The sequence below is a fragment of the Singulisphaera rosea genome, from assembly GCF_054877945.1.
Window position 1 is genome coordinate 623,534 of record NZ_JBTYIP020000003.1, and the last position, 14,496, is coordinate 638,029.

The window sequence follows — 14,496 nt, forward strand, 5'->3', positions numbered from 1 at the left end:
GCCCCCTTGCTCGCTGTCGTCGGAGGCGAACCGGCCTCGGCTATCGTGCTTACGACCGGACTCGTCGACCGTTTCTTCTTCGTTCCGGCGTCTGGTCTGAGTACCCATCTCGATGCTCCCTGGTTTTGTCCACATCCCCGTCATTCGAGGACTTGTGGAATAGTTTGTCTATTTGATATAACAATAAATCAATATTTCTATTCGTAGCCTCGATGAGCCGTGACCCGACGCAATGAGCGGCCGTATCTTCTTCAAGAGTCTCTAGTTGTGCGCCTCGCGATGTTTTGTCGCGCCCCATTTCTCCGATTGGCACTCAGTTTTCTACTTATGGTTTCCCCCATGCTTCGCTTCGATGTCGAGAGCGATGGCAGAGAGGGCACGAGTCAATGCGGCCCTGGACATGATAGCCGCGGCTCCCGTCGTTGTGCCGATTTCAAGCCCACGTTGTCTCATCTCGGGGGAGACCAGCCCGGCTCCCGAAGAATCGACCAAGTCGAGAATCGCTTTGACCTGGGGATCGCTGCCGACTGCGTTCATGACGAAGGGGGCATCTCACCGACCTGCAAGGTACTGGAACGCCCGAGTCCCCGCTCCCACCCTCCTCTACCGCGGACATAGAGTGCCGCCTCGGCATTCACCGAACCGAGGTCCGCGGCCGGTTCGACCCGCGTCACCATCGCGCCGACTCGGCCACGTTCGGCGACGCTGCCCAGCCTGGCCGGCAGGGGGTCCGCCCGGCCGCCAGTCAAGACATCGCGGATCGTCCCCTCAACGATCGTGGCGCCCGCCGTGGGATTGGGCCTCTGACCGGCCATCGGCTCGGCGAGCAGTGTGCTTCCGATCCGGATGAATCTCAGGCCTTCATCCTGGAGCACCTCGGTGGCCGCTCGTCGCAGGAACCATCGCTCGTCGGACTCGAGCGCAGGCGGAAGCAGGCTGTCTATGTCGACCGGATCATCTCGTTCCAAGTAGGGGGCACGCCCAGGGATCGAGTCGATTAGGGTCGACAAGGGAGAGGTTTCCGGGTCCGGTCGATCCAACAGCCATGCCGCCCTCAACGCTCGCGCAGCCTGGTCGCCGCGTTACTGCACGGACCTCCCCTCACGCCGGTCAAGATGAACGACGATGAGCGTGGATGGGGTCTCGGATTCGAGGACTTTGGCCAATTCTTGATCGATCCATAGTGAGATTCGATCGCCGGGAGCCGGCGACGAGGGGCGTTCTCGACGCCAGCCCTCGAGTCGTTGCCGCCGCTGTAACCGGGCCTTGATCGATCCTTCCCGTTCAGCGAATTCCCACTTCTCTATGCGATCCGAGAACGGAACTCGGAGCCATTCTCGACGAGCGACGACGAGCAACGTCGCCGGAGATGACGAATCCGCGACCAGACCATGCACATCCTGGCCGCTACGGAGGGGGATTTTGTCGGCGGCAGATGCGTTCCTGTCAACCGCCTTGGCTCGGGGACGGCTTTGACCGGCTTCTTCCGCCTGGCCTGTGCAGAATCTGAACACTGGCTCCAGCCGAAGAGCATGAGGCAGATCGCCATGCAGAGCGACCGTCGCTGCAGAGATGAGCTGGACATGCCTTCCACCCTGGTGATCGGCTTGGGCTGCCCTTGTGCGCCGTCAGACCCTCAGGTTTTAACCAGCCCGAGCAAATTCCGGACCGGCTTCGCGGATCACCGTCCTCAAGGAAATTTTTTCTTTTAGATGTCCATGATTTTTAAAAGTCAAACCATGAACGAGTCGAAATTCATAATCTCATCGCTTCGGCATAGCCGTTGCATAAGGATGGTTCCGCCAAGTATTCGATATCCGATTTTAGCCGTCAACTCAGAGCCCAACCATGCACTTCATGCCGTTCAATATCCTAGGAATCTGGTTACGGGGATTGTTCTCGATCGTGTTATTGGCAGGGGGCATATACCTCCTCGAGCGATGGTATGACGATTCGAACGTCGTCCAAACCCCGTCACGAGTGGAATTGGTCGCCAAAACCGCCCCCGATGAGAGGCCAGTCCGACGTCTACAAGAAACCCGCCCGATTCGCCGGGTCTTTCGCTTCAATCCTGGCTGGAACCGGCGGACAGCTGAACTCGCTGGCGCCATCGCCTTGATCGCCTGGGCGGCGGCGGGCCGGCTGATCGGCAACGGGTTCACCAGGCTCACGCTCCGCCAAGGCAAGCCTTCGACATCCGGTCGCGGACTTCCGTCAGAGACTCGCCATCGCGAGAGCAAACGCGACCGCCGCCGCAAGCGAAAGGTGCAAACCGTTGCAATGCGCCCCGAAGGAGAGGAAGACCCCGAGGACGATCGTGTCGGCGAGGTTCACACGATCAGTCGGCCCGATGGCAGTGAGCTGCGGGTCGAGTGTTATGGCCCGGCCGAGGGGCAACCGATCGTCTTCACCCATGGTTGGGGGGCCAACAGCACCGAGTGGTTCTATCAGAAGCGGTATCTCGCCGACCGGTTTCGGCTGATCGTCTGGGATGAACCGGGCCTGGGCCTGTCGAAGAAGCCCGACGACAACGACTACCGCCTCGAGAACCTCGCCTCCGACCTCGACGCCGTGCTGACCTTCGCCGGCCGACCCGCGGTCCTTGTGGGTCACAGCATCGGCGGGATGATTACCCTGACCTACTGCAAGCAATTCCCCGAAGCCCTCGGGGCCAAGGTGGCAGGGTTGGTGCTCGCCCACACGACCTACATCAATCCGGTGCGCACGACTTCGATGGCGAGCTTCTTTACCGCGATAGAGAAGCCGGTCCTGATCCCGCTACTGTACCTGACGATCGCGACCTGGCCCCTCGTCTGGGTGATGAACTGGATGAGCTATTTCAACGGCTCGGCGCATCGCTCGACGCACAAGACTTCGTTCTCGGGCAATGAAACCCGGGGCCAACTCGATTTCGTGAGCCGGTTCATGCCGCAAGGGAGACCCGACGTCCTGGCCAGGGGCATGCTCGGCATGCTCGCCTATGACGCCACGGCCGTCCTGCCCAAAATCGACATCCCGACGCTGGTTTTCGTGGGCGACAAGGACACGACGACGTTACCCGAGGCCGGCGAATTCATCGTCAACCATGTGGCCAAGGCCACGCTGGTCACGCTCTCGCCAGCCAGGCATATGGGCCTACTCGAACATCACGAGCGGTTCGACCGTCTGGTTGCCGATTTCGTCGCCGCTTGCCAAGCAACGGCAATTCGAGGCTAAGCCAGATCACCGAGCTAGGGACAAGCTCAAAAAATGTCTCAGAGCGTCCCAACCTTGTCCAGGACGTCGAGGGCGTTTGGGGTGGCGCACCCGTCGGCCGTGTTGTCGAACACGCACCAGACGTCGGCCGACCGGGCTGCATCGTCCAGCACGTTCGCGAGGTTACATAGATACTCATTCGAATATGGGGAGTAGTAAATCTTCGGAGAGCCATGGAGGCGGTAGTACAGGAGGGCATCCCAAGCCCCGGGTTTAGCCGCGGCCGGGACCACGGCCGGGTCGGCGGCAACCCGCGCCACGCGGTACCGCACGAGCAGGTGTTCGGCCGTCGGCTCGAACCAGCTCGCATGCCTTGGCTCGAGGGCCACGTCCCCATCAAATCGCTCTCTCAACCCGGCGAAAAACGGCTCGGCAACCTGAGCAGCGAACGTCAGGCTGGGCGGGAGCTGGACGAGAAGTGGCCCAAGCTTCTCGCCAAGATGAGTCGCCTCCTCGAGAAAGCTACCTATGGTGGCCTCAGCGTCCACCAGTCGCCGCTCGTGGGTCACGATCTTCGGCATCTTCACCGAGAATTTGAAGCCGACTGGCACAGACCCGGCCCAGCGAGTATAGGTCGTCGGGCGGTGGGGCTTGTAGAACGACGAGTTGATCTCGACGGCGGCGAACTTGGAGGCATACCGAGCGAGGTGGGTTCCATCGGCCGAAAAACGTCCCGCATGCTCTTTCGGGATCGACCAGCCGGCGCAACCGATGCGGACGTCACGGCCTGTGCTGCCCATTATCAGCCCAATCCAATCCGGTGAGGCGAAAGACGAAGTGAACTAGACCTCGCATTGATGACATTTGCCGTGTCATCGAATGACAAAAACAACCATCTGTCCATGGTCCAAGTGACCAAGGTTGATCCGATTCGCTAGCCCAAGTTTGGTCGATAGCATAGTTCGTAGGCACTTGCGGTATCGGGATTGGCAGGGCCGATCATTTCCTCAAGCTCCTGCCCCAGGCACCGTAGGTCCTCACCTGCTTGTGTTCACGAATGAACCGTCGAGCCGAGCAATGCTCCCGGGGAGCCAGCCGCCAGCCGAATTCGTGGAGGATCCGAGCGGGATGACGCTCCAAGGAGTTTTGGCCGGAGGAGCATCCGAGGTCCGACCTTGTCATTCGCAAAGGTTGGGCCACGGCGACGGTATTCCCGAGGGGGCTCAGGTCATCCGCCCGGCACCTCGATCGGAACAGGACCTCAACGACGCCGCGTAGGGTCAGGTGCCTTGATCTACCCGGGAAATCGTTTTTTCAAGTAGAGCAAGATGATGCCTACGCAAATAAAGCTTGCACCAATGACACCGATCAGGATCCGACCTGATTTGCTAAGGTCGGTGGCGGTCAAGGAATGGATGACCGCCGCGACCCCGATCAGCACGCGAAGCCATGCCGACCACTGGCGAGTAAGACGAGGGCGATTGCGTCGAACTATGTCGTCTCTCCGGTTGTTCGACATTTCGGTTTCGAGCTCTGGCCGCCAAGGTGGAGAGAGGAGCCTTGGCCATATCCTCGAATCTCCCAGATCGGCCGTAGCCATTGCACGTCAATTCCTGAGACGTTGGAGCACAGCGCAACGTCAACGGCGTTCCGCCCCGACCTGTTCGGCCGGTTCCCCGCCTCTCCGCCCCGGTCCCCCTCGGCTATAGTCGGAGCTCCGTGGTCGTCCCCAACCCACTAAAGGCGGTCGCCATGCCCAACGAACCCGAGTCCTCGCACTCTCTCCTGGCCAGGTCACTTGCCCCGAAGCTCCGGGCCCTCGCCGAGCAGGGCGTCTATTTCGGGACCTCGAGTTGGAAGTACGAGGGCTGGCTCGGGTCGATCTACAGCCCGGACCGCTACGAAACCCGCGGGAAGTTCTCGAAGAAGAAGTTTGAGGAGACCTGCCTGGCGGAGTACGCCGAGGTCTTCCCAACCGTTTGCGGCGACTTCGCCTTCTACCAGTTCCCGAGCGAAGACTACTGGGCCCGGCTGTTCGGCGAGTCTCCTTCGAGTCTCATCGTCGGGCTGAAGGTCCCCGAAGACATCACGGTTGCCGCCTGGCCGAAGCACGCCCGGTACGGCACCAAGGCCGGCAAGCCGAACGTCCACTTCCTGAACGCCGAAGTCTTTACCACGTTGTTCGTCCGCCGGCTCGCCCCCTACTCGGCACGGGTGGGCCCCCTGATTCTCGAGTTCGGCACGTTCAACAAGTCGACGTTCCCGACCGTCGACGACTTCCTCGAGAAATTCGACGGATTCCTCTCCAAGCTCCCCAAGGGCCCGCGGTATAGCGTCGAGATCCGCAACCCCGAATACCTCGGCCCGGCGTACTTCGCCCTGCTGGCCTCGCACAACGTCGCCCACGTCTTCACCGCCTGGACCCGAATGCCCGAGCTCGCCAAGCAAATTGCGATGGAGGGGGCCCACACCGCCGACTTCACCGTCGCGAGGGCGATTGTGGCGAAGGGCCAGTCCTACGAGAGGAGCGTCGAGGCGTTCGAGCCCTATGACCGGATCCAGGAGCTCAATCATCCCGCTCGAGAGGCGATGGCCGAGCTCTGCCGTCAATCTATAGCACGGAACGCCCCGGCGTTCCTGTACGTCAACAACCGCCTCGAAGGGTACGCCCCGGGGACGATTGCCGCCGTGGCGGATTGGCTCGACATCGACCCAACGACACTGGCCGTCATCCGTACCTCGCTCGAGCAGTGCCGTGCCGAAGGCATGGACGAAGACGAGGCCCGCCGCAAGGTCGTCCGCGATCTGATCAGCGCCCTCCCTCCCGAGGCAACGAACGATCCCACGTTCGAGAGGATCGCCGCTCGTTGGCAACGAGCGATCACGGGGATGGATCATTGACCATAGGCGAAGCCTCCATCGCGCCGGCTGATCCGTGGGCGACACAGCCTTTGAGGGAGGTCCTTGCAGGGGCGAGTTCACACCTGATCGGGACGCTCGCAAGCCCGAGCCTATCCCTCGGCCGCCAAGGCACGAGCCTCAAGGATAAAATCTCACGCCAGGTAGCGACTTGAGAATCTCTGCCTCTCCGTTGGCGGAGACCCGTGTATTGTAGAGCTGCAAGAGCTTGAGCCGCGTAAGCCCTTTCAGATGATGTAAGCCCGCATCGCTAATCGCCGTATTGTCGACCCACAACTCTTCAAGGCCGGTCAGTCCCGCTAGCTGGACAAGCCCCGCGTCACCGATCCGGGTACCGTTGAGGGTCAGATTGCGTAACCCGGTCAGGCGACCCAGGGGAACGAGGCCGTGATCGGTCACTGGCGTCGAGGTCAGGTAAAGTCCGGTCAATCCCGTCAGCCCCTCCAAACTCATGAGACCTGTGTCGGAGACCTTCGTCCCGGAAAGGTAGAGCTTCCGTAGGCTCACCCTCCCCTTCAAGGAAGCGAGCCCTGCGTCAGTGACCCCTGTCCCATTGAGGCCGAGTATTTCCAGGCGGGGCAATCTCGACAGATGAACGAGACCTGCGTCGGAAACCTTCGTGTGATTGAGGCTGAGACGACGGAGCTGCTCCAGTCGGGCGAAGTGGGCCAGCCCGGCATCGCCGACATTCGTTTCGTCGAGGGTTATCTCCTCCAGGTCAGCAAGCCCTTCGAGAGAGGTCAGCCCGGCATCGTCGACGTCCGTGCCGGCCAGGTGCAGGTTCCGGAGGCATGCTAGGCCCTCCAGATGGACGAGCCCCGCGCCGGTGATCCTCGTGTTGTCCATCCAAAGGACCTCGAGGCCGCTCCGTCTTTCGACATGAACCAATGCGGCATCCGAGGTGGGGGTGCCGGTCAGGTCCAGGTATCGGAGCCGGGGGAACTCATTGAGTCGAGCGAATGCGTCGTCGGACACCTGGGCGCCGCCCAGAATCAACGCCTCGAGATGGCCAAGCGTTGCCGCGAGATTCACTTCTGAATCGGTGCAACCCGGGCCGAGGAACACGTGGACGACATTCCCCAGGACGTCCACCCCAACAAGATCCACAACCCATCGAGGCCACCAGGGGGCGCCGTTAGGTTTCCATCGGCCGTCTACGATCTCCCACTCGTAGAGGACTCGACCTCCCGATCTCTGTAGGGATGTTACTGCATCTCGTTGGATACGAGCACCGCGGATCATCCAGCCTAACCAGCAACCGACCGCCAGGACCGCGATCATGAAGCCGGCCATGCTGAGGCGTAGATAGCGTCGCCAAGGACGATGGATGCGAATTCCCATACATTCAGCATCGGAGCTGAAAAGCCTACTGTCGAGGGAGTGGTTGGCGAAATCGGGCTGTCATCTCCCGGGTTGGCGTCCTTCTCGTCCTTATCAAAGGAGTAGAAGTGAGTTTGTACATAAAAAAATGGCGCCCCATCCTGGAGCGCACTATCAAGACTTGGCGTTGAGCGATGAGATAATCCCGTCTTTACTTTGCCGTAGGACGGTGATCCGATCCCCCTGTCGTCTCACGATCAAGGCGGCGATCCCGTAGGAGCTCGAACAGTTTGTCGAGTTTCCTCTCGACACCCTCGATCCGAATCCTAACATCTGATCCATCCACAAGTCCTGTATCGGGTGAAGTCGAGACTTGAGGCTGGGATGGGCCGTCCGGCGGGACGAACTCGTACGTCGATGGCGGGTCAACCGGGGTTTCGTAGGCTGAGTCGGGAAACGCCTCCGGGTCAGAGTGTCGAACCATCCAGTTCCACTCGTGGGAGAGCCGACTCACGGTCTCGGTGTGCTCGGCCGCGAGCCTCAAGTCCCCTTTCGCCTGCGCGACCGCGGCAGCTCGCGCTCGCTCGGGGATCACCTTGCCATACCAGGCCAGCTTGCGGGCCCGGGGCGAAAGGTTGGCCTTCCCCGAAACCAGGGAGTCTTTGGTCGTGAGGGCCGACTTCGCCGGAGTCGCCTCATCCTGATAGGCGAACACCCCGGCGGACGTGACGCATAGTGTCGCGGCCGTCCCAAGGACGGCGGCTCGAATTTTGCTGAAGAGCATGGTGCGAATCACTCCTTCGCTCAGGGAAACGACAGAGGCTGAGATTACCCCAACCTCGAGGGCGCTTCGGGGGGTTGACAGCATGGCGGCCCTGACCGACGTCTCAACCAGGTTTGCCGGCAAGGGAACACGCCCGACGAGGAGGGTGGAGAGGCTGTGGGCCGGTTCAAAACCCCGGCGTGCCAACGAGCGCCGCAATTGATCGCGGGCCCGTGCCAGACGGCTCCGGACGGTGCCGACCGGCCATCCCAATCGGGAGGCGGCCTGCTCATGGGTCAAACCTTCCAGGTAACAGAGGAGCACCGCGACCCGAAGTGTTTCCGGAAGACGGTTGACCAGATCCCACACATCCGCGCAATCGTCGGTCTGAGTCTCTTCGGTCGCCCGGGAGTCGATGGCACGAGACTCCACGGCACGCCGACGAGCGGATGCTGAGTTTGCGCGGGCCGAAACCCTGATCGCTACACCGTAGAGCCACGACGACAGAGACTTCCCGCGCCGTACCGAGGTCGCATGCCGGACCAGGACCAGGAAGGTCGCCTGAAATGCGTCGTCGGCGTCGTGGGGATCTTTCAAAGCTCGCCGGCAGACGGCCAACACCATCGGCCCGTGGCGCTCGACGATCGTGGCGAATGCAGCCTCGGCCCCCTCATCATGCCGGGCTGCGAAGCGATCCAGGAGTTGCTCGTCGGAGAGGCTTGAAGCCGTGCCCGCTTGAAGTAGTCCGACAACCGCCCGCTTCCAACCATTGCGTCGCCCAGGCACCATCGCCGAAGTCCCCACCTGAGGCAGTCGTCTCTCATCCTCCTTCCCATAGTGTCGCGAGGGGCGGTCCAGCAATCTCGATTTTCACGAGATGCCTCAAAACGCCGACGATTCTGGGGTTGGGTCGCCAGGTGGCAGGCCGCAGAGATCCTTCGGCACCCGACGTTGCCAGTCGGGGTTAGTCCGCGCCCAATCGGCGATGGCCCCGCAACGGGAAACCTGATCCGGCTCCGGGGATTATTCCTCGCCCTCCCAGGGCATCATCACGACCGCCTCGAACGCTTCCGCTAGCGAGATCAGCCCGGCGAATCGCTCACGGTGCTGGGACACCAGGCCCTCGAGCGTCCACTTTCCCAAGCATTGCACCTGGCGAAAGAGGATCAGGTCATCCTCCCGGTCGTCTTCGTCGCCGCAGTAGACCGTCACCACCAACTCGGCCTCGGGCCCGCTCATCCACGGCTGGCCCTTGCGGAGCGACGCGACCAGGATTGCCCGGAATGACTCGAGGCACCCATGTAATGCCTCGACCGCCGAGAGTTCGTCCTTGCCGCCGTCGAAGATGACTCGATCGATCCTCGACCGCAATGGGACCACCATCGGGAGCGACCGCTCGCGATAGAGGTCGTCGAGATCTTTGTGCTCGAGCGGGTTGAGATGGAAGACGAATCCGTCGACGAGCCAGGTCAAGGAGCGTTTGACGTCCATGTAAACTCCGGGGTTACGCGAGGCGAGTCAGGAGGGGGCTGCGTCTTCTCGAAGCGTTCGAGTTCGGGGGCGATCTCCGCACGCAAATCTTGGGCCCGACCAGCAGAATATTCACACTTAATGGAACCTGGCCACCCCTCGCTTCGCAGCGGCCGACATCGCGAGGCCCGCGGCGCCCGGACGATCTGGAGCGTCGTCGAGCGCCACTTCGCGACCCAAGGGCCACCGGCGGGGAGGGCAAAACCCCGAAACGCCCTCTAGGAGTCCTCAAGGCCGGCTGAGATGCCTAGGACCGGTGACACGCCACGAGACCGTGCGGCGTTAGCCCGAACGTGCCTGGGAAAATGGGACATGGCGGCGGTCGACGTGCCTTTATCCTTTTGTAAGGCGATGAACTGGGGTGGGGAACGGGAGGCCTGGCATTGGACGGGGAACGAACGATCGAGTTCTGGCCTACAGAGGCGCTGTTACTTCTGGGGGGCCGCTGGCGGGCTTTCGGATTCGCAGCTTCTCGAGGGGTTTGCGGCCCAGCGGGACGAGGCTGCGGAGTGGGCCTTCGGCATGCTGGTGGACCGCCACGGGCGGATGGTGATGAACGTCTGCCGCAGCGTTCTCCGCGATGAGCACGACGCTTGCGACGCCTTCCAAGCAACGTTCCTCGTCCTGCCGCGGTGGGCGGGGTCACTTTGGGTGAAGGATTCGCTGGGGCCATGGCTGCACCGGGTGGCTCGACGCTCGGCCTTATCCGCATCCGCACGGTCGGCCGCAAGTCGGCGTCGTCGAAGCGAGGCGATCGCGGCAGGGAGAGCAGCCCAGTCATACGAGACCGCCCCGGACGACGAACGCGGGGTTATCCACGAGGAAATCGATCGGCTCCCCGGCCCACAACGCGCCCCGGTCGTGCTCTGCCTGCTGGAAGGACTGACCCCCGAGCAGGCCGCACAGCGGCTGGGATGGCCGGCCGGGACGGTCCGCAGCCGCCTGGCCCGCGCGAGGGTCCGCCTGAGATCACGCCTGGAGCATCGGGGCCTCCAACCGACCGCGACGGTCGCAACGATCCGGGTGGGAGGATCCATCCCGGAAGCTCTGATCCAGATGACCACCACCGCTGCGACGCGCGTCGCGGCCGGCCGGGCAATCAGCCTGGTCGCTCGCATGGGGGTCGCGGCACTCGTATCGCAGAATTGCGAATGACGGCCTTGAGACGGATCGGGATGATCACCGCGAGCGTGCTGGCGATCGGTGTTGCGGCGACCGCCACGTGGAGCCGTGGGGATGGGGGAGACGAGCCGTCGCAGTCGGCTTCGGGCCCGGCCGAAGCGAAGTCTACCCCCGCCCCGAAGGCCCTCACGCAGGTCTTCCTCAGCGACTACCCGACCGTCGATGGGGATCGGGCAATCAGTTTTCATGACCTAATCGAGCTCTTCGTCGCCGGCCAGCTCCGAGATCGCGGCGGCTCCTTGCAATCCCTCCGGAGGGTCCACGAACAACTCAGGAAGGATCTTGAGACGAAGCATCCGTTCTGCCGGAAGGAGATCCTTACGAAGGAAGGCCAGATCTTCACGCTCGGGCTCGACGAGAATGGCCAGGCCGAGATGATTGAGATCCTGAGACACCAGCGTGTTTTCCCGGAGATCCTCCGGCGGATCGATTACGACGAGGCGTCGGCCATGGCGCGGCGCTGGTCCATCGCGAACCTGGTCGTGATCGACCCGGCGATTTGCCTGGGCAAGCCGATCATCGAAGGCGTTGGGATCGCCACCGCCATCCTGTCCGCGGCGTATGAGGCCAACGACCAGGATGCCGAACTTGGTCGCGGACTGGTTCAGGGTCCACGCGAAACACGTCATGGCCGCCGTGGAGTTCGAGCAAAGCATGGCGGCATGAGGTTCTCCTTTGATCGGAACATATCGCCTTTCCTTGCTCGCATGGCAGATCTCTTGGATCGAGACCATACGGCGCGATCCTATTACGATGACGACCGATCCAAGCCGACGACTCCCGACGCGGAATGGATCGAGGTCCTGGGAGCCGATGACTCGCCATGGGTCATCGTGAGCGGCGACGGCAGGATCCTGAAGAACAAGACCGAACTGTCCGCCTTGAAGGAGGCCAAGCTCACGTTCTTCTGCCTGTCGAGCCAATGGATACACATGAATTTCTATAAAGAACAATCCTAAAATTTCGTCAAAGTCTGGCCCGACCTCGTCGAGAACGCGAAGGGCACGACACCACGAATCTTCGAGATTGCGGAGGAGCCGGATTGAAGATCGAACGGAAGCATTTTTGAGGGACAGTCGCTCGAGGGACGTTGTCGACAAACGATCGCTGATCTCATCGAGAGGAAGGCGTGGTCGTAGCCGTTACCGAACGAGACGGCACCGACTTTCTTGATCAGAACTCAAAGTAGGCACACAAAGCCGCCGGATTCCGATAGTGCTCAGAGCGTCGTCATAGTCGCTCGGCACCCGGCAGCAAGCCGATGACAGCGACCAAAGCCAACATCCACCGCAACGGAAATCGCATACGTCTCATGAATTCAGCCGCTCTGGCCCGAGGCCTCGAACCTACATATTCGAGCCGGACACAGAACCCTGGGCAAGCAGCCCACTCGACTTATTCCGCCCGCAGAGCCTGGCGTTCCCGACGGTAGGCCTGTCCGCGATATCGCTTGCATATCCATGGATCCGGATGACCCATAAGGATAGGAATTCGTTCGGGTAGGCCCTCGCACGGGCCAAAGGTCCTGATGACACCCTCGCGTTCCAACCCCGGGAGCACAGTATCGACAACCGCAAGCGAGCGGCCCGACGACTCGGCAATGCTCGTATTTGTCGCGGAACAGAACTGCCCCTCACGGTCCGCGAGCGTATAGACCGCGAACAGGACCGCGTTCCGATCCATCAGTCGGCCGAGCGCCACATCCTTCACGGTGGACTTCCTTGAGCGAGGGGGCCGGCACCGCTACATCGCGAGGTTAGACCGTATCGACAACGCCAGGTTCATCCGGTCTGTCCTCGACACCGCAATCAACGACAAATCACTGATATGTGAAAGCCAAAAGTCGAGCTTTCGCAAACGTAGATATGGAGGGAGGGTGGGGGAGGGCTGCTACGGAAGAACTAAACTTCGACCAACAAACAGAGGCCGGCGAAAAGCCGGCCTCATATCATTGCCAGGGAGTGATGTGAAATCTCGCAGATAAATGCCTCCCGTAGGACTCGAACCTACAACCCGCTGATTAAGAGTCAGCTGCTCTGCCAATTGAGCTAGGGAGGCGGCAGATGCGTCAGGCGAGATTCAAATTATGCCGTGGGACGGGGGAGTTTTCAAGGGGGTCGAGGGTCTTTTTTCGCAGGGCCGCTGCGGACGGGCTGAGGATCCCCGCCGAGTGGGAATCGGCGGGGATGGGATGGAATGGGTGGGGATTGGTTAGCTTGAGGTCAGGCCGTAGAGGTCGCGGGGGGTGTCGTGGAGGACCTGGCGGAGGATCGGGGGGAGGTCGTGTTCCTCGAAGTAGCCGGCGTCGACCTGGCGGGCGAGGGCGGCGGCCATGGCTTTCTTGGCGACCTGGAGTTTGCCGTAGGCCCATTCGACGGAGGTCGCTTCGGAGAAGAAACCGACGACCTTCGTCATCGGGGCGGTCTGGATCCGGAGGCCGAAGGTCCGATCGATCGTGGGGGGGACGAAGGTGTGCTGCCAGTAGCCCGAGGCGTAGGCGTTGGGGTACTGGCGGGCGAGTTCGGCAACTTCCTGGGAGAGGAGGTCGGAGGCCGTCAGGAGCTCGAAACGGGCGTTCTTGAAGTGCGAGAACGCCAGGGCCAGGTCGCTCGACCAGTCTTCGCGGAAGCGAGGGAGGCGCCTGTCATCACCTCGCGGTGGCTCGAGGCCGAAGGCGAGTTGGAGGGGCTTTCGGTTCTCGTGGTGCCAGGCGAGGATCTGCCCGGTGACGTAATGGGCCAGGGCTTCGGTGTCGATGTCGGCCGGGTCGCAGTCGTCGGCGTACTGAGTCAGGACGAACTGGGCGTGGTCCTCGTCGGGGGCAGAAAAGCCTCGGTCGATCGGCAGGCGAGCGTGGGTGAAACGGACGCTCCCCGTGACGGTTCGGCCGAGCCAATCACCGATCAAGGTGTCCAGCCGCTCGGTTTGGTCGGGTCGATCGCCGAGGAGGGTGCAGAGGGAGTCGTAGTAGCTTGGATCGGTCGACGACGCGTCGTCGGCGTCCGGAACAGATTCGACTCCGAGCTCGGGCGCAACCAGGGAAGTCAGGTCGAGCCAATAGAAGAGGTTGGCCGGGTTCTGGGCGGGGTCGGACGCTCGATTCGCCACGCTCGTCGCGAAGGCCCGGATATTGCATTGGTCTCGGAGGAGGCTGGGGACCCAGGCGGGGTCTCGGCCGGTCGCCGCGACCCGGTCGAGGAGCTCGACGTAATTGGACTCGGTCAGGTGCGGCTCGCCGAAGTCATAGATGTCGCGGAAGATCCGGTAGAGGCACCAGGCCGACGCGGTGTTCCGCATCCGGCGCAGGTACGGGATCGTGCGCCGGACGCGTTCGTCGACGGGCAGGGCGGGGTCGAAGTCCGCCCGGGGCATGCCGACGGATCGGAGCTCGGTGCGGACCCCGGGCTCGGCCAGGAGGGTGGCGAGGTCGGGTGCGGCGAGCTCGTCGCCCCGGAGATTCGTGTGGGTGTCGATGATCGGCGTCTCGGCGATCATGCGCTCGATGCGTTGAGCCAGGCTGGGCTCGCTGGTGAACATCAGTGGCTCGGTATTTCTTGGTGGGATCGGGAAAGTCGGGCCGCGTCAAG

Annotated in this window: 10 protein-coding genes and 1 tRNA gene; 4 read left to right on the forward strand and 7 right to left on the reverse strand. The window is 62.1% G+C overall.

All coding sequences use genetic code 11. The annotated features are described in order from the left end of the window. Positions 1-533: 533 nt before the first annotated feature. Positions 534-1,010 (reverse strand): hypothetical protein, encoded by a 477-nt coding sequence (locus ACYOEI_RS08780; protein WP_462849027.1) that lies wholly within the window; start codon positions 1,008-1,010, stop codon positions 534-536. A 1,270-nt stretch (positions 1,011-2,280) separates the two neighbouring features. Here ACYOEI_RS08780 and ACYOEI_RS08785 point away from each other — a divergent pair. Next, a complete protein-coding gene (locus ACYOEI_RS08785) occupies positions 2,281-3,216 on the forward strand; it encodes an alpha/beta fold hydrolase (protein WP_462849028.1) in 936 nt (311 codons plus the stop codon). Positions 3,217-3,254: 38 nt separating this feature from the next. Here ACYOEI_RS08785 and ACYOEI_RS08790 read toward each other — a convergent pair whose 3' ends face one another. Next, positions 3,255-3,995, reverse strand: coding sequence for a DUF72 domain-containing protein (locus ACYOEI_RS08790; RefSeq protein ID WP_462849030.1), 741 nt, complete (start codon positions 3,993-3,995; stop codon positions 3,255-3,257). Between the two features lie 952 nt (positions 3,996-4,947). Between ACYOEI_RS08790 and ACYOEI_RS08795 the strand changes: the two genes are divergently transcribed. After that, complete coding sequence (locus tag ACYOEI_RS08795; protein WP_462849031.1) at positions 4,948-6,096, forward strand: DUF72 domain-containing protein; 1,149 nt, start codon at positions 4,948-4,950, stop codon at positions 6,094-6,096. Positions 6,097-6,234: 138 nt separating this feature from the next. On the opposite strand, the gene ACYOEI_RS08800 is transcribed toward ACYOEI_RS08795, so the two are convergent. From ACYOEI_RS08800 to ACYOEI_RS08810, 3 genes are all read right to left on the reverse strand, one after another. Continuing rightward, positions 6,235-7,179, reverse strand: coding sequence for a leucine-rich repeat domain-containing protein (locus ACYOEI_RS08800; protein WP_462849032.1), 945 nt, complete (start codon positions 7,177-7,179; stop codon positions 6,235-6,237). Positions 7,180-7,645: 466 nt separating this feature from the next. Next, positions 7,646-8,986, reverse strand: coding sequence for an RNA polymerase sigma factor (locus tag ACYOEI_RS08805; RefSeq protein WP_462849033.1), 1,341 nt, complete (start codon positions 8,984-8,986; stop codon positions 7,646-7,648). Between the two features lie 234 nt (positions 8,987-9,220). Further along, complete coding sequence (locus ACYOEI_RS08810) at positions 9,221-9,688, reverse strand: hypothetical protein (RefSeq protein ID WP_462849034.1); 468 nt, start codon at positions 9,686-9,688, stop codon at positions 9,221-9,223. 561 nt (positions 9,689-10,249) lie between these two features. On the opposite strand from ACYOEI_RS08810, the gene ACYOEI_RS08815 reads away from it, so the two are divergent. After that, complete coding sequence (locus ACYOEI_RS08815) at positions 10,250-10,882, forward strand: RNA polymerase sigma factor (RefSeq protein ID WP_462849035.1); 633 nt, start codon at positions 10,250-10,252, stop codon at positions 10,880-10,882. Further along, on the forward strand, positions 10,879-11,868 hold the full coding sequence (locus tag ACYOEI_RS08820; protein ID WP_462849036.1) for a PIN-like domain-containing protein: 990 nt from the start codon (positions 10,879-10,881) through the stop codon (positions 11,866-11,868). Before ACYOEI_RS08815 ends, ACYOEI_RS08820 begins: the two co-directional genes overlap by 4 nt. 1,026 nt (positions 11,869-12,894) lie before the next feature. Here ACYOEI_RS08820 and ACYOEI_RS08825 read toward each other — a convergent pair. Further along, a tRNA-Lys gene (locus ACYOEI_RS08825) sits at positions 12,895-12,967 on the reverse strand. A gap of 153 nt (positions 12,968-13,120) precedes the next feature. Continuing rightward, positions 13,121-14,446, reverse strand: a complete 1,326-nt coding sequence (locus tag ACYOEI_RS08830) for a hypothetical protein (RefSeq protein WP_462849037.1) — start codon at positions 14,444-14,446, stop codon at positions 13,121-13,123. Positions 14,447-14,496 lie beyond the last annotated feature (50 nt).

What these genes read in the sequence shown, in the direction of transcription:
- ACYOEI_RS08815 (WP_462849035.1), top strand. Translation starts at nt 10,250, where the DNA reads ATGCTGGTGGACCGCCACGGGCGGATGGTGATGAACGTCTGCCGCAGC.
- ACYOEI_RS08820 (WP_462849036.1), top strand. Translation starts at nt 10,879, where the DNA reads ATGACGGCCTTGAGACGGATCGGGATGATCACCGCGAGCGTGCTGGCG.
- ACYOEI_RS08830 (WP_462849037.1), bottom strand. Translation starts at nt 14,446, where the DNA reads ATGTTCACCAGCGAGCCCAGCCTGGCTCAACGCATCGAGCGCATGATC.
- ACYOEI_RS08795 (WP_462849031.1), top strand. Translation starts at nt 4,948, where the DNA reads ATGCCCAACGAACCCGAGTCCTCGCACTCTCTCCTGGCCAGGTCACTT.
- ACYOEI_RS08785 (WP_462849028.1), top strand. Translation starts at nt 2,281, where the DNA reads ATGCGCCCCGAAGGAGAGGAAGACCCCGAGGACGATCGTGTCGGCGAG.
- ACYOEI_RS08810 (WP_462849034.1), bottom strand. Translation starts at nt 9,688, where the DNA reads ATGGACGTCAAACGCTCCTTGACCTGGCTCGTCGACGGATTCGTCTTC.
- ACYOEI_RS08790 (WP_462849030.1), bottom strand. Translation starts at nt 3,995, where the DNA reads ATGGGCAGCACAGGCCGTGACGTCCGCATCGGTTGCGCCGGCTGGTCG.
- ACYOEI_RS08805 (WP_462849033.1), bottom strand. Translation starts at nt 8,986, where the DNA reads ATGGTGCCTGGGCGACGCAATGGTTGGAAGCGGGCGGTTGTCGGACTA.